The organism is Roseateles sp. GW821-FHT09G03 (assembly GCF_059416045.1).
In genome coordinates, this window is the sequence record NZ_JBWKOK010000001.1 from 866,333 (window position 1) to 883,684 (window position 17,352).

Sequence of the window (17,352 nt, forward strand, 5' to 3'; positions counted from 1 at the left end):
GTCCCCGCGGCTCCGTCAGCGCGCCGTTCCGGCCGGACCGGTCGAGGCCACCGACGCGGAGGCCGGGCGCTTCATCTCGCAGCTCGTCGGCGTCGTGGAGACATAGGGCTCCATCCGCTTGACCGGCGCGAAGGTGTAGCCGGTGTCCTCCACGCTGTACTCGCCCGGCTTGGCCTTCTGCCAGCGGGTGATGAACATCGTCTGCTGCAACTGGTGGTCGGCGGTGCGCATCGTCGCTTCGCCCGCGAAGCTGTTGATGCGCAGACCTTCCATCGCCGGGGCCACCTTCACCGGATCGGTCGACCTCGCCTTGGCCATCGCCTGCGCCAGCAGCTGGATGCCGTTCCAGGTGGCGAAGGTGAAGTAGTCGTCGTTGAAGCGCTTCTTGAACTCGGCCGTCAGCGGCGCGATCGGCGCCGCGAGGTTCGGGTGTCCGTAGCCGACGACGTAGACCTCGCTCGCCCCGCCGGCGGCCAGCGCCTTGGGCGTGCCCGCGGCCATCGCGTAGTAGGTGTAGAGCGGGATGTTCAGGCCGGCGTCGCTCATCGCGCGCACCAGCAGCGTCAAGTCCTGACCCCAGTTGCCGGTGACGACGGCGTCCGCGCCCGCCCGCTTGATCTTGGCGACGTAGGGCGCGAAGTCCTTGACCTGGCCGATCGGGTGCAGGTCCTCGCCGGCGATCTCGATGTCGGGCCGGCGGCGCTTGGCCGCGTCCTTGAAGTAGCTCGCGACCTGGTGGCCGTGCGAGTAGTTCTGGTTGAGCAGGTAGACCTTTTTGATCTTCGGCTGCTCGCGCAGGAAGGAGGTCAGCGCCTCCATCTTCATCGAGGTGTCGGCGTCCAGCCGGAAGTGCCAGTAGTCGCACTTCTCGTTGGTCAGCGCCGGGTCCACCGCGGCGTAGTCCAGGTAGACCAGCTCCTTGCCCGGAGAACGCGCGTTGTGCTTGGCCACCGCTTCCATGATGGCCAGCGCGGCGCCCGAGCCGTTGCCCTGCACCACGTAGCGGAAGCCCTGGTCGATCGCGGCGCGCAGCACGCTCAGGCTCTCCTGCGGCGAGCCCTTGTTGTCGAAGGCGGCCACCTCGAACTTCACGCCCGCCGGGTTGTCGGCGGACAGGCGCTCCGCGACGAACTGCCAGCTCTTGAGCTGGTTCTGACCGACGTTGGCGAAAGGCCCCGACAGCGGATCGATGAAGGCGATCCGGACCGTCTCGCCCTTCTGGGCCTGCGCCGCGCCCCCAAGGGCGCACAGGGCAAAGGCTGCCGCCAGCCGCACTGCGACGTTCATGCTTGTCTCCTGGTTGGCGGAGCACGCGCGGCGTCGTCGCCGGGCCCGTGTCCGTCCTTGTGTTGGTGTGCCAGGAGAGTAGGAAACGAGGCCCGTCGCGACCATCGGACGATTCCGAGCGGGGGCTAGGGCAATCCCCGGTCTGGAGCAGGGACGCGCATGCTCTCAGAATGCGGACCATGGATACGCCCCAGGAAGACCCGTCGAACATTCCGTTCCAGGCCATCATCGAGCAGTCGCTGGCCGGCATCTACATCATGCAGGACGAGCAGTTCGTCTACTCCAACGCGACCTGGGCCGCGATCGTCGGCTACACGCCGCAGGAGCTGCAGGGGATGACGCTCAAGGAGCTGGTCGCGCCCGACATGTACGAGACGGTGCTGCACCGCTACTACCAGCGCCTGCACGGCGAGGTGCAGAGCATGCGTTTCCACACGCGCGGCGTGCATCGCGACGGCCACATCGTCGACATCGAGATCCACGGCAGCCGCATGACCTTCCGCGGCCGGCCGGCCGTGGGCGGCGTCGGCATCGACATCAGCGAGCGCCTGCGGCGCGACGAGGAACTGCGCCGCTCGCGCGAGCAGCTGCAGCAGCTGACCGCCTACATCAGCGAGCAGTTGGAGGAACAGCGCCTGACCATCTCCCGCGACGTGCACGACGTGCTGGGCGGCATGCTCACGGCACTGAAGATGGACGTGACCCGCATCGCGCGCCGCGCCGAGACCGCCGAGCAGCAGGCCTTGACGCAGGACGCGCTGGGCCTGACGCAGAACATCATCGAGACGGTGAAGGCGATCTCCGAATCCCTGCGCCCGAGCGCGCTCGATCACGCCGGCCTCGCGGTGGCGATGGCGCACGACCTGCAGCAGTTCTCGACGCGCTCCGGCGTGCCGCACACGCTGACGGGCGACGATGCGCCGCTGCGGCTGACGGCCCGGCGCGCCACCGCCGTCTACCGCATCTTCAACGAGGGCCTCACCAACGTCGCGCGCCATGCGCAGGCGCGGCAGGTGGACGTGACGCTGGGCGTGCAGGAGGGCTGCTTCGTGATGACGCTGCGCGACGACGGCCAGGGGTTCCAGCCATCGACGCTGGCCAGCGGATCGCTGGGCCTGCTCAGCATGACCGAGCGCGCGCGGGCCGTCGGCGGCGAGCTCGCCATCGACACCGGCGCCGGTCGGGGCACGACGCTCCTGCTGAAGGTGCCGCTGCTGTGAAAACCGATGCCGCCGCCTTCGCCGTGAATGCCGTTGCCGTTGCCGTGAGGGCCTCCCCATGATCCAGGTGCTCGTCGTCGACGACCACACCATCTTCCGCTCCGGCCTGACGCGGCTGCTGCAGGACGAGCCCGACATGCGCGTCGTCGCCGAGGCGCAGAACGGCGGCGAGGCGCTCGAGCTGGTGCGGGCGCAGCCCTTCGATGCCGTCCTGCTGGACATCAACATGGAGGGACGCAGCGGGCTCGAGGTGCTGGCCTCGATGCGGGCCCTGCCCCGCTGCCCGCCGGTGCTGATGCTCTCGATGTACCCCGAGGCGCAGTACGCGCTGGTGGCGGTGCAGGCCGGCGCCAGCGGCTACCTGGCCAAGGACTCCGAACCCGCGGAGCTGGTCCGCGCCATCCGCGCGGTCGCCGGCGGCAGGCAGTACCTGAGCGCGCGCGTCAGCGCCCAGGTGCAGGACCAGCTGCGCGGCGTCGACGCGCGGCCCGCCCATGAACGGCTGTCGGTGCGCGAGCACCAGATCATGCTGATGACGCTGCGCGGCATGTCGGTCACCGAGATCGCCGACGAGATGATGGTCAGCGTGAAGACCGTCAGCACGCATCGCACCAACCTGCTGGCCAAGCTCGGACTGGGCAGCACGGCGGAACTGGTGCTGTACGCGGTGCGCCAGGGGCTCGTGCACTGAGGTCTGCGTGGAAGTCCGGACGCGCGCTCGGAATCGTCCTAGGGTCATCGGGGTGGCCGTTTCCTAGCATCGATCTGCGCCGGGGTGGACACCGCCACCGGACCACCACTGCCCGGCCACTGCATGGCACGGGCAGACGACAAGCAGACAAATCAGCAGGAGACAAGCGCATGAACCGGATGCTCCATTCCGCATCGAGGCTGGTCCTCGTCCTCTCGACCCTGTCGCTCGCGGCCTGCGGCGGCGGATCCGACGACCCGCCGCCCACGCAACGCGCCACGGCCTTCGGCACGGTGGCGGGCGTCGACAACAGCGCGAGCAGCAGCACCTATGCCTGGCTCGGCGTGCCCTACGCGCAGCCGCCGGTGGGCGCGCTGCGCTGGATGCCGCCGGTGGACCCGGTCGCCTGGACCGGCGTGCGACAGACGCAGTCCTTCGGCCACGGCTGCGCGCAGGGCGGGCGCTACTTCAGCCCGGCCCCGGGCGATGCGCCTTACGGCCTGGCCGTGCGGGAAGGCTTCGGCAAGCCGGTGGGCGACGAGGACTGCCTGACGCTCAACGTCTGGCGCCCCGCAACCGCCGATGCCAACCTGCCGGTGCTCTTCTTCATCCACGGCGGCAGCAACATCTCGGGCTACTCCGCGGACCCCGTGTACAACGGCCAGACGCTCGCGAAGAAGGCCAATGCCGTCGTCGTCACGATCAACTACCGCGTGGGCATCCTGGGCTGGCTCGACCTGCCGCAGCTCAAGACCGGCGATCAGCTCGTGGACTCCGGCAACTTCGCGCTGCTGGACCAGATCCAGGCGCTGAAGTTCGTCAAGAACAACATCGCGAACTTCGGCGGCGACCCGGCCAACGTCACGGTGATGGGCCAGTCGGCCGGCGCCGTCAACGTCTGGAACCTGCTGGTGTCGCCGCTGACCGCCGGCCTCTTCCACAAGGCCGTGCCGATGAGCGGCGGCATCGTCAACGCGTCGCGCGCCACCGCGCAGAAGTACTCGCAGGCCCTCCTCGAGGTCATCGTCGTCGCCGACGGCAAGGCCGCCGACGCGGCATCGGCCCGGACATGGCTGGCCACGCAGACCAGCGCGCAGATCGCGACCTATCTGCGGGCGCTCCCGTCCGATCAACTGCTGAAGGTGATGCTGGCCAATCCGCAACTCGGCAACGCGCCCGCGCCGATCGAGGACGGCAACGTGGTGCCCGTGAATGCCGTGGCCGCGCTCGATGCCGGGCAGTACCAGAAGGTGCCCGTGCTGGCCGGCAACACGCGCGACGAGGGCACGCTGTTCGCGAACCTCTTCGGCACGGTCACCGGCAGCGGCATTCCCGGCTTCAAGCTGAACGACTACGACCGCTTCGGCCTGCAGTTCAATCTCGACCCGAATGCCACGGCGAGGCCGGCCGAGGCGGACCTCATCAACGCCGCCTACCTGCCGGTCACGGCCTTGCCCTTCGGCTGGAACGCGCTGTCGGCCTTCGCGACGAATTCGATCTTCGTCGGACCGGTGACGCCGCAGCTGGCCTCGCTCGCGGCGAAGCAGCCGACGCAGGTCTGGTACTACCGCTTCGACTGGGACGAGGAGCCGGCGCCGTTCAACACGGTCTACGGCGCCACGCACGCGATGGACATCCCGTTCCTGTTCGGGAACTTCGGCAGTAACGTGTTCTCGTTCGCGTACTCGACCGCGAACAAGGGCGGCCGCGAGGCCTTGTCGGACGCGATGATCGCGAGCCTCTCGGCCTTCGCCAGGACGGGCAATCCGAACACGCCGGCGCTGGGCGTGACGTGGAAGAACTACCCGGCCAAGCTGGTGCTGGATGCGTCGCCGACGCAGTTGCAGGTCAGCGCGCCGTGAACCGCGCCATGCCCGGCGCGGACGGCTGACAGCGACTCAGTCCAGCGAGACCTTCGCCGCCGTCACGACGGCCTTCCAGCTCTTGAGGTCGGTCTGCAGCAGCGCCTGCAGCTCGGCCGGGGAGGACGTTTTCGGTTCAGCGCCCTGCTCCTTCATGCGTCGCACCACGTCCGGATCGGCGAGCACGGCGCGCAGGGTCTGGTTCAGCTTCGCCTGCACGGCCGGGGTCAGTCCGTGCGGGGCGAAGATCCCGAACCACGAATCCACGACCATGCCCTTGTAGCCGGCCTCCGCGGCCGTGGGCAGGTCGGGGAACAGCGGCGAGCGCTGTTCGCCGGTCACGCCCAGCGCGCGCAGCCTGCCGCCCTTGATGTGCTGCAGCGCGTTCGGGATGGTGGTGAACATCAGATCGATCTGGCCGCCCATCAGGTCGGTGAGCGCCGGCGCGGCACCCTTGTACGGCACGTGGGTCATCTGCACGCCGGTCTGTTGCGAGAGCATCTCGCCGGCGAGGTGGAAGATCGAGCCCGCGCCCGCCGACCCGTAGTTCACCTTGCCTGGATGGGACCTGGCGTAGGCCACCAGTTGCGGCAGCGTGTGGATGGGCAGCGCGGGGTTCACGACGACGACGTTGTTCACCCGCGCGACCAGCGAGATCGGACTGAAGCTGTTGAGCGGGTCCCAGGACAGCTTGGGATACAGCGACGGGTTGATCGCGTTGGTGCCGTTGTAGCCCATCAGCAGCGTGTAGCCGTCGGGCTCGGCCTTGGCCACCAGCGCCGCGCCGAGGTTGCCGCCCGCGCCGCCGCGGTTGTCCACGAGCACGGTCTGGCCCAGGCGCTTGCCCAGGGCCTCCGCGACGATGCGCCCGAGGATGTCGGTCGTCCCGCCGGCCACGAAGGGCACGACCAGGGTGATCGGCTTGCTGGGGAAGGTCTGCGCGACGGCGGGCGTGGCCAGCGACAAGGCGGATGCCGCGCCGAGCGCGGACAGCGACAGGCCCAGTGCCCGGGACAACGCGCGGGACAGGAAACGGCGGCGGATCGATGAGGTCATGGTTGTTGTCTCCAGTAGGAAGCTTCGGCCGTCATGAACGGCACGCCGTCCGTCAACGCCGTCCAGAGCGTGAGCCCCTCCGGCGACGGGGCGGCGTTGAGGGTCAGGGGCGCGCCCAGCACGCAGGGTTGGACACCGCGGTAGCGGAATCGCCGCAGCCGCCGGTCGCCCAGGCGCCTGGCCAACGCCGCGAGCAGCGTGGCCTGCAGCGGTCCGTGGACGACCAGGTTCGAATAGCCTTCCACCTCGCGGCAGTAGTCGGCGTCGTAGTGGATGCGGTGACCGTTGAAGGTCAGCGCCGAATACCGGAACAGCAGCGTCGAGTTGAGCGCGAAGGACTCGCGATGCGTCGCCGCCGGCATCGCGACCGGCACGGGACGCGAGGCCCCGGGCGGCGTCGGCGCCTTGTAGACGATGTCGTGGTCCTCGGTGAGGGCCAGCTCATCGCCGTTGAACAGCTCATGGCGCACGGTGACGAACACGAGATCGCCGCTGCGACCGCGCTTGTGCTCGACGGACCGGACGGTCGACCGTTTTCCGACCGGTGACCCCAAGGTCAACGGCCGATGGAAGCTCAGGTCCCCGCCCGCCCACATCCGGTTGGACAGCGGCACCGGCGGCAGGAAACCGCCGCGCGCAGGGTGGCCGTCGCGGCCGAGGTCGTTCGGCGGCAGGCCTTCCAGGAAGTACAGCCAATGCCACAGGGGCGGCAAGGGCGTGCCGACGACGAGGTCCTCCGGAAGTGAGCCCAGTGCGGCGGCCATGAGCCGGGCATGTCGCACGGACAGGTGGTCTTCGGACCAGGTCTCACGGCCGATCCAGGTCCGGAGATGGTCGAGGTCGAGGTCGAGGACGGCGTTGCCGCCAGGGATGGCGTTGTCCGCGCAGTTCGCGCTGTTCGCGCGGTGGGTGATGCCGCTCATGCGATGGCCTGGTCGGAGGTGGTGAGGAACTCGGCGCGGAGGGCGTCGCCGTGCTGATCGAGGGACGGCGCGGGATCGAAACGTCCGCTGTCCCACGGCGCGCGCACCGGCGGCGCGACCAGGTCGAGCTGCCGGTCCCCCACCGGCATCGGCCAGGTGCGCAACGCTGGATGCCTGGCCATCTCGGCCACCGTGCGGACCTGCCCGTAGGCTGTCCTGGCGCGTTGCAGCCGGGCAAGCACCTCGTCCAGCGGCAGGGATCCGAAGGCCTCGTCGAGGATGGCGTGCAGCGCCACGCGGTGCTGCACGCGCTGGTGATTGCTGTTGAAGCGCTCGTCCCCGGCTAGACCGGGCTGCGCCAGGAAACCGTCGCAGAAGTTCGCCCACTCGCGTTCGTTCTGGATGCTGATCACCACGCTGGCGCCATCGCTCGTCGTGAAAGCGCCGTACGGCGCGATGGAGGGATGCTGGAGCCCCTGGCGCGTCGGCGCCCCCGCGCCGTACATCTGATGCACGTAGGGCACCGTCATCCAGTCGGCGGCGCCGTCGAACAGCGAGACCGCGACGCCGCAGCCCCTGCCCGTCCGTTCGCGGGAGGCCAGTGCCGACAGGATGGCGATCGTGGCGTTGAGACCCGCGCCGATGTCGCAGATGGACACGCCGATCCGTCCGCAGGCCTCGGGCGTGCCCGTGATGCCGGCGAGGCCGCTTTCGCATTGCACCAGCATGTCGTAGGCCTTGAGCGCGCTGGCCGGGCCGTCGCCGTAACCGCTGATGTCGCAGGTGACCAGTCGCGGATGCTTCTGGCGCAGCGTGGCGCTGTCCAGTCCGGCACGTGCCAGGGCACCTGGCGCCAGGTTCTGCACGAACACGTCGGCCTGCGCCAGCAGCGCGTCGAGCAGCGCGCGGTCGCCGGCCTGCTTGAAGTCGAGGACCACGGACTCCTTGCCGCGGTTGATCCACACGAAATAGGAGGCTTCGCCGCAGGCGGCGCGGTCATAGCCGCGCGCGAAGTCGCCCTCCTCGCGTTCGACCTTGATCACGCGTGCGCCCATCTCGGCGAGACGGCAGGTGGCCAGGGGCGCGGCCAGCGCCTGCTCCAGCGAGACCACGACCAGGCCGGCCAGGGGTTTTCCGACCGGGGGCCGTGAAGCCTCCGGAACGTCGAGTGTTTGTGAAAGCTGCTCAGTCATGCGGCGCAGTATGGGAACCCGTCTCTCTGGAAAGAAGCGAGTTCTGGCAAACTGATTGTTTGTCCCAGACAAAACCACGCCTGCTTTCCACTGACCGCGCTCGCCCCGATCAGAGGAGAACGCGCACGGAACCCACGACGCTCCGGAGACCGCCGCGATGCACTACGACCTGACCGATCTCCGGGTATTCCTGAGCGTGGCCGAGGAGCTCAACCTGTCCCGGGGCGCCGCGCGTTGCCACCTGTCGCCCTCCTCCGTGAGCCTGCGGCTCAAGGCGATGGAGGCGTCGCTGGGCAGCCCGCTGTTCCTGCGTCGCGCCCGCGGTGTCGAGCTCACGCGCGCCGGTGCCGTCATGCTCGAGCACGTCCGCCGATGCCTGGCGCAGCTGGAGCAGATGCATGCGGACCTGCGGCCGTTCTCGCAAGGCCTCGCGGGGCATGTCACGCTCTTCGCCAACAACAACGCCATCAGCAGCCACCTGCCCGCGGACCTGGCCCGGTTCTTCGCGCTCCATCCGGGCGTGCGGATCCAGCTGGAAGAGCGTCCGAGCCAGGACATCGTCGGCGCGGTGGTCGCCGGCCGGGCCGATCTGGGCGTCGTGGCCGTCGAGCAGCCCCATCCGGACCTGCGCTACATCCCCTATCGCGAAGACGAACTCGTGCTGCTGGTCCCCACCTCATCGCGCCTGGCGCGGCGCAAGCAGGCCAGCTTCAAGGTCTGCCTGGACGAGCCCTTCGTCGGCCTGCAGAGCGGCATGGCCCTGCACACCTTCCTGGTCAACCATGCCGCCCAGCTGGGCGGGCAACTGGACGTGCGGGTCCAGGTCTCGGGGTATCGCGCCATTGCCCAGCTCGTCGCCACCGGGGCGGGCCTGGGGATCGTGCCGCGGTCGGCGCTGGAGGCGACCGACCTGCCGGGGGTCGCCGTGCTGCGTCTGGTGGAGCCGTGGGCCTTGCGCCACCTGCAGGTGTGCTTGCGGGAGCAGACGCTCCAGAACCCGTTCGTCGCCGAACTGGTCACCACGCTGACCGCCACTGATGCGCCGGCGGGCGCGGCGTGATCGCGCCAAGTCTTCGCGCGGAGTCGAAATATAAAATATATATAAATTGACTCTCGCGTCGTCAAAATGGTATAACCATTTTCGGGAATACATTTTAAAAATCGGCCAGAGTTTTCATGAAACTGGACCGAGCTTCAAGCGTCACGTTTCCGTGACCTCCTTGATATCGACGATTCTGCGCAGCGCCAGATTCCGTCCCTGCATTTTCCGCGCCGCCCATCCCCTCTTTGCGCCTCCGTCTCCCAGGGGTGCGCCACCATCAAGAAAGGCTCATCCTTGAGCAGCAAAATCTACGTCGGCAATCTGCCCTATTCCGTCACCGATGCCAGCCTCCGAAGCAATTTCTCGGAGTTCGGCCAAGTTTCCTCCGCCAAGGTCATGATGGACCGGGAAACCGGGAACTCCAAGGGCTTCGGGTTCGTGGAAATGGCGTCGGCCGAAGTGGCCCAGGCGGCCATCACGGCCTTGCATGGCGTGTCGGTGGATGGACGCACGATCGTCGTCACCCTGGCCCGGCCGCGCGAAGCCGGCAGCGGCCCGCGCGACGGTCAGAGCACGGGTGAGTTCCGCTCGACGAAGCGCTCGGACGTCGGTTACGGGTCCGGCGGCTTTGGTGGCGGGCGCTACTGAACGCCGCAGTGCCCATGAAAGGAAACCGACTCGCTGGAGTCGGTTTTTTTCGTCCTGCGCATGATCCGGCTCAGCCTTGGCTGAACCTCGCCGCATGCCCGCGGGCGCGAAACTCCTCGACGACGTGGTCCACGAACACCCGCACCTTGGCGGGCAGCAATCGTCGGCTCGAGTAGTAGATCGACAGCGGCAGCGCGTCGGCATACCAGGCCGGCAGCACGCGCACCAGCTCGCCGCGTTCCAGCTGCGGCAGCGCATGCGGCAGCGGCAGCATCGCGATGCCCGCGCCGCTGGCCGCCGCGCGGGCCATCGCTTCCGGGTCGTCGAGGACCATCACCGGACGGACGCTCGCCACCACCTGCTCGCCCGTCTTGTTCTTCAGGGCCCACGGCGCCAGGCGTCCTGATCCCAGCGACCGGCGCAGCAGCCCGCGATGGCGCGCGAGGTCCGACGGGTGCTTCGGCACCGGATTCACCGCCAGGTAGGCGGGGGCCGCCACCAGCACGATCCGCAGGCGCGCCAGTTCGCGCGCGATCAAGGCGTCCGTCAGCTCGATGCCGCCGCCGATGGCGACGTCGAAACCTTCGGCGACGAGGTCGACCTGGCGGTTGTCGAAGTGCAGGTCCGGCACGACGTCCGGATAGCGCCGCACGAAGCCATCCATCATCGGAACGAAGTACTCGCGGCCGACCGTGTGCGCCAGCGCGACCTTCAAGGTGCCGGCTGGCTTGCCCGCGCCCTGCCGCAGGTCCGTCAAGGCATCGCCGATCTCGCTCCAGGGGCGCCGCACCTGGCCGTGCAGACGCTCGCCATCAGTGGTCAGCGCCAGGCTCCGGGTGCTGCGCTGGAACAGGCGCACGCCGAGCCGCGCCTCGAACTGCGCCACGCTCTTGCTGACCGCGGCGGGCGTCAGCCCCAGGCGACGCGCGGCCGCTGAAAAGCTGCCCTCGTCGGCTGCGGTGATGAAGGCATCGAGGTGGCTGCGCAATTCGGTCGTCATACCGCCAGCTTATACCAACGGTTGAAACTGAACACGCTCCTTTCCAACTACCGCAATCAGCTGCCGGCAACCATAGTTCAGCTCATCAACCACCCTCCTTCGAAAGGAAACATGATGAGCACCGCTACCCACACCGCCACCAGCAGCAAGACCGACGCCCCCCTGACCGGCAAGGTCGCCTTCATCCACGGCGGCTCGCGCGGCATCGGCGCGGCTTCCGCGCGTCGTCTGGCCCGGGACGGCGCCACCGTCGCCATCGGCTACGCGTCGTCGGCCATCGCGGCCGAAGCGCTGGTCGAAGAGATCAAGGCCTCCGGCGGCCAGGCGATCGCCGTGAAGGCGGACGCCACCGACGCCGCCGCCCTCACCCGGGCCATCGACGGCGTCGCCGAGCGTTTCGGCCGCCTGGACATCCTCGTCAACAGCGCCGGCGTGCTGGCCGTGGCGCCGCTGGACCAGTTCACGCTGGAGGACTTCGACCGCACCGTCGCGGTGAACGTGCGCTCGGTCTTCGTCGCCTCGCAGGCGGCGGCCAAGCACATGCGCGAGGGCGGCCGCATCATCAACATCGGCAGCACCAACGCCCAACGCATGCCCTTCGCCGGCGGCGCGGTCTACGCGATGAGCAAGTCCGCGCTGGTCGGGCTGGTGAAGGGCCTGGCGCGCGACCTCGGCCCGCGCGGCATCACCGTCAACAACGTGGCGCCCGGCCCGGTCGACACCGACATGAACCCGGCCGACACCGAGTTTGCCGCCGGCCTGCACGGCCTGATGGCCCTGCCGCGCCACGGCAAGGCCGACGAGATCGCCGCCATGGTGGCCTACCTCGCGGGACCGGAAGCGGGCTTCGTCACTGGTGCGGACCTGCTGATCGACGGCGGCTTCGCGGCTTGAGCAGCGGAGCGGCCGGCCTCACTTCAGCCCGAGTCTCCCGAGCTTCTTGATCAGTCCGGCTCGGGAGATGCCCAGGCGCCGCGCCGCCTCCGACTGGTTGCCCTCGGTGGCCTGCATCGCCTCGCTGATCAGTCGGCGCTCCAGCTCCGTCATCGCCTGGTCGAGCAGTCCGCCGCGATCGCCCGCGTCCGTGCCCGCTGCGGCCGCTGTCGCCGTCGGTACTTCGCCGGCGGCCAGCGACAGCGCCTCCGCGTCGACATCCTGTTGCCCGGGCAGCAGCAGCGCGGCGGCGGCGTCGACCACCGCCTTCAACTCGCGCACGTTGCCGGGCCACTCCCGCGACGAGAGCCAGGCCATCGCACCCGGCGCGATGCCGGCCCCGCGCTGTCGCGCGAAGCTCGCCGCCAGCACCGGCACGTCGCCGCGCCGCTCCGCCAATCCCGGCGTGCGCAACACCACGCCCTTGAGCCGGTAGTACAGGTCCTCACGGAACTCGCCGGCGCGCACCATCGCCTCCAGATCGCGATGCGTGGCCGCGACCACGCGCACCTCGCTCGTTTTCGTCACCCGTCCACCGACCGGCATGTAGGTGCCCTCCTGCAGGAATCGCAGCAGCTTCACCTGCATCGCCGGCGGCATCTCGCCGACCTCATCGAGGAACAGCGTGCCGCCGCGCGCGACCTCCACCAGACCCGGCTGATCGCGGTAGGCGCCGGTGAAGCTGCCCTTCATGTGACCGAACAACTCACTCTCGAGCAGCTCCGCCGACAAGGCGCCGCAATGCACCGGAACGAACGGGGCGGCGGCCATCGGACCGTGCTCGTGCAGCGCCCGCGCGACCAGCTCCTTGCCGGTCCCGGTCGGACCGAGCACCAGCACGTTGACCCGCGTCGGCGCCACGCGGCGGATCATCGCCCGCAGCGATTGCAGCGCCGCCGACTGGCCGACCAGCCCCATCGAGTCCTCGTCCTGCCGGCGCCGCAGCTGCGCCAACTCCGTGTCGAGCGTGCGCTTGCGCAGCGCCCGGTCCACGACGAAGCGCAGCAGGTCCGGATCGATCGGTTTCGCGAGGAAGTCCCACGCGCCGAGATCCGCCGCGCGCAGCGCGAGCTCGTGCTCGGCATGCCCGGTCAGCACCACGACCGGCACGCCGCTGAAGCGCGGGATCAGGGTCAGGCCTTGCTCGGGGTCCATGCTCGGCGGCATCGCCAGGTCCAGCAGCACCAGGTCCGGCTGCTCGCGCGCGAAGGTCGACAGCGCCTCCTCGCCGTCGCCCGCGGTGAGGACCTCGTGCCCCAGGTTGCGCAGGAAACCGCCGCCCAGCCGCTGGAACGCGGGTTCGTCGTCGACCAGCAGGACGCGGCCACGGATCGGTGGCGTCGAAGAGGAATTCATCGCGGCAACTCCAGCGTGAAGCAGGTCGTCCAGGGGGGACGGGACGTCAGGAAGACTCGCCCGCCGTGGGCCTCGGCGATGCGCGCGACGATCGCCAGGCCCAGCCCTGTGCCGCCCGGGCTGCGCGAGGCGAAGGGTTCGAAGAGGCGCTCACGGAGCTCTTGCGGCACGCCCGCGCCGTCGTCGCAGACGTGCAGGCGCAGTACCTTGCCCTCGGCTGTGGCTCCTGCAGACGCTGTGGGAGACGGTACGGACCACTCCACATCGATCTCGCAGCCTGCCGCCGACGCGCCCCGCGCGTTCTCGATCAGGTTGATCAACGCCTGCTCGAGGCGCCGGGGATCGATCGCCTCGACCCACAACTCGGACGGCCATGCCGCCGACAGCCGGGCGCCGGCCTGACGCCGGATCAGGGACTCGACGAGCGCGCGCAGCTCGAAGCGCTCGCGCTGGAGCTTCCACGGCTTGGCATAGTCCAGCAGGTCGCTGGTCAGGTGCGCGATCCGCGCGACCTGGGTGCCGACCTCCTGGCGCGTTTCCGTCGGCGCCATCGCCACGGCCATGCCGATGATGTTGAGCGGATTGCGGATGTCGTGCGCGACGGTCGCTGCCAGCGCGCCCAGTTCGGCCAGCCGTGCCTGGATCTGGCGGTCGCGCTCGCGGGCCGCGGCCTGCTCCGACTGCTCGACGCGCAGCGCCGCGTCGGCCAGCACGGTCGCGAACAGCTCCGCGACGTGCCGCTGCCCGGGCGGGGCCGCCTCCCAGGCGGTCCAGCGCGGCGTCCACGACCCGTCGTCACGACGCATCGTCAGCGCGGGGCGGTCCGTCGGTGCCGGCAAGACCTGCCCCCCCGCCCCGACGACATCTCCAACGCGCTCTCCGTCGTTCTTCCCGGGCCCTTCCTCCACGACCACCGTCACCGGTGTGCCCAGCCGCCGGCTCAACAGCGCGGAGGCTTCCGAGCCCAGCCGCCCGAGGTTGTCCGCCGACTGCAAGGTCTCGCGCCAGCGTCCGAGATCCTGCGCGCTGACCTCGCCGCCCGGATAGATGAGCCGTTGAACGAAGCGCCGGACCGGCCCGTTCAATGCCAGGCAACCTGCGGCGACGGCCAACCCGCTGAGCCAGCGCGACTCGAACGGCAGCACCAGCGGCATCAGCCCCACGATCGCGATGCCCGACGCCAGTAGCAAGGTCCAGACCAGTGCCTTGCCGGCCCACGCGTTCGCGACGAACACGCCATAGCGCAGGATCCCGTAGACCAGCATCAGCGGGTACAGCGGGAAGGCCAGCAGCGGGAAGGGATAAATCGGCCAGCCCGTCAGCGCGATGCCGTAACCGCCCAGGCAGGCCAGGCCCCACAGGCACGAGGCCGTGACGGCCGCGACCTGACCCCGGGCGGGACCGCCGCCGTCGACCGGCGGGCGCATCAGCGCGTGCAGCAGCACGCCCACGCCGCCCAGGCCCAGCGTGACCCAGGACAGGCTGGTGATGACCGCCGCCGGTTCCGCGAGCGCCAGCCGGCCCACATCCGGGTGATCGATGAAGTGCGCCGGTACCAGGACCTGCGATACCAGCACCGCGACGCCGCCGAGCGCATAGGCCGCAGTGATCCAGCCGCGTCGCAGCGGCGCGCGGCAGAACACCACGCAGAAATGGAAGAACACCGCCGACGCCAGCGGGGCCGTCGCCAGCACGTGCAGCGCGAGCGTTTCGACGCCGGAGCCGAACCAGTTGGGCAGCTCGTTGCCGGTGATCCAGACCGCGATGCCGACCAGGAAAGCAGCCAGCAGACGGCCGCCCGCCACGCGGTCCGCCCACGCCATCAGCACGCCCGCCAGCAGCAGCGTTTCGGCCAACGCCAACCCCATCGTCACCCGCAGCAGCATGTGTATACGTCGTAGACAGTCGACAGGGCGGCAACTGTATACGACGAAGACACCTGCTGCGTTAGTGCTCAATGAAATCAATGACTTAGGCAGCAATCAAGGGTGGCCCGATTCTCGCGATGGAAGGGGCATGAACGCCCTCCCCGCTCCACTCGACCTGCCCGCGCTGATGGGCGCCCAAGCCTGGTCGCGACTGCCGGCCGCCGTGCAGCGCCGCTTCGATACCCACGCCGAGCCAGTCCGCTATGTCGGCCGCATGGACCTGCACTGCTCGCCGCTGGGCCGCGTGCTGGCTTGGCTCGCGTGGCCGCTTCGCGGGCCGCTGGTGCCCGACAGCGCAACGGACCTGCCGGTCGAAGTGACCGTCTCGCCCGACGGCTTCGGCGGCGTCGTCTGGTCGCGCCGACTGGGCCGGCGTGTCGTCCAGTCCGTCAAGCGCGCGCACCCCGCCGGGCCCGGCGTGCTCGAACGCACCCGCGGCGGTCTGGCCATGGCACTCGACGTCCTCGAAGACGACGGTGCGCTGGTCTTCCAGAGCCGCCACTACCTCTGGTGCTGCGGACCCGTCCGCGTGCGTCTGCCGGCGTGGCTCAGCCCCGGCCGGTGCCGCGTCGAGCACCGGGACCTCGGCGCCGGCCGCTTCCGCTTCACCCTGACCATGACCCACGCCCGCTGGGGCCAGACCTTTCAACAGACCGGCGTATTCGTCGACCCTTTCCAGGAGTCCTGACATGCACATCCTCGATGCCGTCCTCATCGGCCAGGCGCTGCTCGGCGCTTTCGACAACCTCTGGCACCACGAATGGGCCGCGCGACTGCCGCAGCAGCGCGGCGCCCGGCGCGAGCTGGCGCTGCATGCGGCACGCGAGGCGCTCTATGGCGCGCTCTTCCTCGGACTCGCCTGGTGGTCGTGGCACGGCGCACTCGCGGTGGCGGTCGCGGCCGTGCTCGCCGCGGAGGTGGTCATCACGCTGACCGACTTCCTGGAAGAAGATCGCACGCGTCAGCTGCCACCCTTCGAGCGCTGGCTGCACACCGTGCTGACGGTCTGCTACGGCCTGTTCCTCGGGCTCATGGGCCCGAGGCTGATCGAGTGGTGGCAGCAGCCGACCGGTCTCGCGCCCGCGGGGCGCGGTCTGGTGTCGTGGCTCTTCACCGTCATGGCCGTCGTGGTGTGGGGATGGAGCCTGCGCAACCTGCTGGCCGTGCGACGCCTCGGCCGCGAAACGGCGGCCCTGCTGGACCAGCCTGCGCCGCCGGTGCCACGTCTTGCCTCGGCGGTGCTGGTGACCGGTGCGACCGGATTCGTGGGCCAGGCGCTGGTGCGGCATCTGCGCGCGCAGGGCCGGCGCCTGATCGTCCTGTCGCGGGATCCGAAGCAGGCGCGCCTGCAGTTCGGCGCGGACATCGCCGTCATCGGCGCGCTCGACGACATCGCGGCCGAGACCCGCATCGACGCCATCGTCCATCTGGCCGGCGCTCGCGTGCTCGGTCGTCCGTGGACCCGCGCCCGTCGCCGCGAGCTGCTGGAGAGTCGCACCCGCCTGACCGAACAACTCCATCGGCTGGCGCGGCGACTGGAGCGTCCTCCCGCCGTGCTGGTGGCCGCATCGGCGGTCGGCTTCTACGGCGTGCCGGAGGCGGACGTCACGTGCGACGAGCAGTCGCCTGCCCAGCCGGGCGCGTTCCAGTCCGACCTCTGTGCCGCCGTCGAGCACGAGGCGATGCGCATGGAGGCGCTGGGCATGCGCGTCGTGCGGCTGCGTTTCGGCGTGATCCTCGGCCGCGAGGACGGTGCGTATCCGATGCAGGCACTGGCGGCCCGCTTCGGACTGGGCGCGCGACTGGGCGACGGTTGTCAGCCGATGCCGTGGATCCACCTCGACGACGCGATCGGCATGATCGAGTGGGCATTGCGGCGCGCGGACGTGCGCGGCGCCGTCAACGCGGTGGCGCCGGACCTGTGCTCGCAGGCGACTTTCTCGGCGGCGCTCGCCGGCTCCTTCGGCAGCATGGCCTGGATGCGGATGCCGGGGGCGCCGTTGAGATGGCTCGCGGGCGAGATGTCGACCTTGCTGCTCGACGGTCAGCGCGTCGTCCCGAGAGTCGCGCTGGCAGGCGGCTACGCCTACCGCTTCGCCTTGCTGGAGCCGGCGCTGCGCGATCTTGCTTCGCATCCTCGCGCAGGAGTTCGGTTGTGGCGCTCCGATGAGGGACGCACTGCCGAGGATGCCGCCTCGATGTAACGGCATTCA

General features: G+C 69.6%; 15 protein-coding genes. 8 read left to right on the forward strand and 7 right to left on the reverse strand.

The window, feature by feature from the left end:
* Positions 1-15: 15 nt before the first annotated feature.
* Positions 16-1,287, reverse strand: coding sequence for a branched-chain amino acid ABC transporter substrate-binding protein (locus AC07OZ_RS03900; protein WP_495465839.1), 1,272 nt, complete (start codon positions 1,285-1,287; stop codon positions 16-18).
* A 179-nt stretch (positions 1,288-1,466) separates the two neighbouring features.
* Here AC07OZ_RS03900 and AC07OZ_RS03905 point away from each other — a divergent pair, with 179 nt between their 5' ends.
* The 3 genes from AC07OZ_RS03905 to AC07OZ_RS03915 all read left to right on the forward strand — a co-directional run bounded on the left by AC07OZ_RS03905 (position 1,467) and on the right by AC07OZ_RS03915 (position 5,060).
* Positions 1,467-2,507, forward strand: coding sequence for a PAS domain-containing sensor histidine kinase (locus AC07OZ_RS03905; RefSeq protein ID WP_495465840.1), 1,041 nt, complete (start codon positions 1,467-1,469; stop codon positions 2,505-2,507).
* Positions 2,508-2,565: 58 nt separating this feature from the next.
* Entirely contained in the window at positions 2,566-3,198 is a 633-nt protein-coding gene (locus AC07OZ_RS03910; RefSeq protein WP_495465841.1) for a response regulator, read from the forward strand.
* 170 nt (positions 3,199-3,368) lie between these two features.
* Positions 3,369-5,060: a carboxylesterase/lipase family protein gene (locus AC07OZ_RS03915; RefSeq protein WP_495465842.1), complete on the forward strand. Its 1,692-nt coding sequence runs from the start codon at positions 3,369-3,371 to the stop codon at positions 5,058-5,060.
* Positions 5,061-5,096: 36 nt separating this feature from the next.
* Here the strand turns inward: AC07OZ_RS03915 and AC07OZ_RS03920 are convergent, their stop codons facing one another.
* Genes AC07OZ_RS03920 through AC07OZ_RS03930 form a run of 3 tightly spaced genes read right to left on the reverse strand, consistent with a single transcriptional unit; the run spans position 5,097 to position 8,232 of the window.
* Positions 5,097-6,116 (reverse strand): Bug family tripartite tricarboxylate transporter substrate binding protein, encoded by a 1,020-nt coding sequence (locus AC07OZ_RS03920; RefSeq protein ID WP_495465843.1) that lies wholly within the window; start codon positions 6,114-6,116, stop codon positions 5,097-5,099.
* On the reverse strand, positions 6,113-7,039 hold the full coding sequence (locus AC07OZ_RS03925) for an HTD2 family dehydratase (protein WP_495465844.1): 927 nt from the start codon (positions 7,037-7,039) through the stop codon (positions 6,113-6,115). The genes AC07OZ_RS03920 and AC07OZ_RS03925 overlap by 4 nt, the downstream gene beginning before the upstream one ends.
* Entirely contained in the window at positions 7,036-8,232 is a 1,197-nt protein-coding gene (locus AC07OZ_RS03930) for a CaiB/BaiF CoA transferase family protein (RefSeq protein WP_495465845.1), read from the reverse strand. The genes AC07OZ_RS03925 and AC07OZ_RS03930 overlap by 4 nt, the downstream gene beginning before the upstream one ends.
* 157 nt (positions 8,233-8,389) lie before the next feature.
* On the opposite strand from AC07OZ_RS03930, the gene AC07OZ_RS03935 reads away from it, so the two are divergent.
* Both AC07OZ_RS03935 and rbp read left to right on the forward strand, forming a co-directional pair.
* Positions 8,390-9,292 carry a LysR family transcriptional regulator gene (locus AC07OZ_RS03935; protein ID WP_495465846.1) on the forward strand — a complete coding sequence of 301 codons (903 nt, stop codon included), beginning with the start codon at positions 8,390-8,392 and terminating at the stop codon, positions 9,290-9,292.
* Positions 9,293-9,568: 276 nt separating this feature from the next.
* A complete protein-coding gene (gene rbp, locus AC07OZ_RS03940) occupies positions 9,569-9,922 on the forward strand; it encodes an RNA-binding regulator (protein ID WP_495465847.1) in 354 nt (117 codons plus the stop codon).
* 70 nt (positions 9,923-9,992) lie between these two features.
* Here rbp and AC07OZ_RS03945 read toward each other — a convergent pair whose 3' ends face one another.
* A complete protein-coding gene (locus tag AC07OZ_RS03945; protein ID WP_495465848.1) occupies positions 9,993-10,922 on the reverse strand; it encodes a LysR family transcriptional regulator in 930 nt (309 codons plus the stop codon).
* A 114-nt stretch (positions 10,923-11,036) separates the two neighbouring features.
* Here AC07OZ_RS03945 and AC07OZ_RS03950 point away from each other — a divergent pair, with 114 nt between their 5' ends.
* Positions 11,037-11,816 carry an SDR family oxidoreductase gene (locus tag AC07OZ_RS03950; RefSeq protein ID WP_495465849.1) on the forward strand — a complete coding sequence of 260 codons (780 nt, stop codon included), beginning with the start codon at positions 11,037-11,039 and terminating at the stop codon, positions 11,814-11,816.
* 18 nt (positions 11,817-11,834) lie between these two features.
* Here the strand turns inward: AC07OZ_RS03950 and AC07OZ_RS03955 are convergent, their stop codons facing one another.
* Entirely contained in the window at positions 11,835-13,211 is a 1,377-nt protein-coding gene (locus tag AC07OZ_RS03955) for a sigma-54-dependent transcriptional regulator (RefSeq protein WP_495465850.1), read from the reverse strand.
* Positions 13,208-15,097, reverse strand: a complete 1,890-nt coding sequence (locus AC07OZ_RS03960) for a sensor histidine kinase (RefSeq protein WP_495465851.1) — start codon at positions 15,095-15,097, stop codon at positions 13,208-13,210. The genes AC07OZ_RS03955 and AC07OZ_RS03960 overlap by 4 nt, the downstream gene beginning before the upstream one ends.
* Before the next feature lie 130 nt (positions 15,098-15,227).
* On the opposite strand from AC07OZ_RS03960, the gene AC07OZ_RS03965 reads away from it, so the two are divergent.
* Both AC07OZ_RS03965 and AC07OZ_RS03970 read left to right on the forward strand, forming a co-directional pair.
* Positions 15,228-15,827: a DUF4166 domain-containing protein gene (locus tag AC07OZ_RS03965; RefSeq protein ID WP_495465852.1), complete on the forward strand. Its 600-nt coding sequence runs from the start codon at positions 15,228-15,230 to the stop codon at positions 15,825-15,827.
* A gap of 1 nt (position 15,828) precedes the next feature.
* A complete protein-coding gene (locus tag AC07OZ_RS03970) occupies positions 15,829-17,343 on the forward strand; it encodes a TIGR01777 family oxidoreductase (protein ID WP_495465853.1) in 1,515 nt (504 codons plus the stop codon).
* Positions 17,344-17,352: the final 9 nt, after the last annotated feature.

Bases quoted from the DNA above. Each gene is read 5' to 3' on its own strand.
- AC07OZ_RS03915 (WP_495465842.1), top strand. From the start codon at position 3,369: ATGAACCGGATGCTCCATTCCGCATCGAGGCTGGTCCTCGTCCTCTCG.
- AC07OZ_RS03960 (WP_495465851.1), bottom strand. From the start codon at position 15,097: ATGCTGCTGCGGGTGACGATGGGGTTGGCGTTGGCCGAAACGCTGCTG.
- AC07OZ_RS03945 (WP_495465848.1), bottom strand. From the start codon at position 10,922: ATGACGACCGAATTGCGCAGCCACCTCGATGCCTTCATCACCGCAGCC.
- AC07OZ_RS03955 (WP_495465850.1), bottom strand. From the start codon at position 13,211: ATGAATTCCTCTTCGACGCCACCGATCCGTGGCCGCGTCCTGCTGGTC.
- AC07OZ_RS03950 (WP_495465849.1), top strand. From the start codon at position 11,037: ATGAGCACCGCTACCCACACCGCCACCAGCAGCAAGACCGACGCCCCC.
- AC07OZ_RS03910 (WP_495465841.1), top strand. From the start codon at position 2,566: ATGATCCAGGTGCTCGTCGTCGACGACCACACCATCTTCCGCTCCGGC.
- AC07OZ_RS03925 (WP_495465844.1), bottom strand. From the start codon at position 7,039: ATGAGCGGCATCACCCACCGCGCGAACAGCGCGAACTGCGCGGACAAC.
- AC07OZ_RS03965 (WP_495465852.1), top strand. From the start codon at position 15,228: ATGAACGCCCTCCCCGCTCCACTCGACCTGCCCGCGCTGATGGGCGCC.
- AC07OZ_RS03920 (WP_495465843.1), bottom strand. From the start codon at position 6,116: ATGACCTCATCGATCCGCCGCCGTTTCCTGTCCCGCGCGTTGTCCCGG.
- AC07OZ_RS03935 (WP_495465846.1), top strand. From the start codon at position 8,390: ATGCACTACGACCTGACCGATCTCCGGGTATTCCTGAGCGTGGCCGAG.
- AC07OZ_RS03930 (WP_495465845.1), bottom strand. From the start codon at position 8,232: ATGACTGAGCAGCTTTCACAAACACTCGACGTTCCGGAGGCTTCACGG.
- AC07OZ_RS03900 (WP_495465839.1), bottom strand. From the start codon at position 1,287: ATGAACGTCGCAGTGCGGCTGGCGGCAGCCTTTGCCCTGTGCGCCCTT.
- AC07OZ_RS03905 (WP_495465840.1), top strand. From the start codon at position 1,467: ATGGATACGCCCCAGGAAGACCCGTCGAACATTCCGTTCCAGGCCATC.
- AC07OZ_RS03970 (WP_495465853.1), top strand. From the start codon at position 15,829: ATGCACATCCTCGATGCCGTCCTCATCGGCCAGGCGCTGCTCGGCGCT.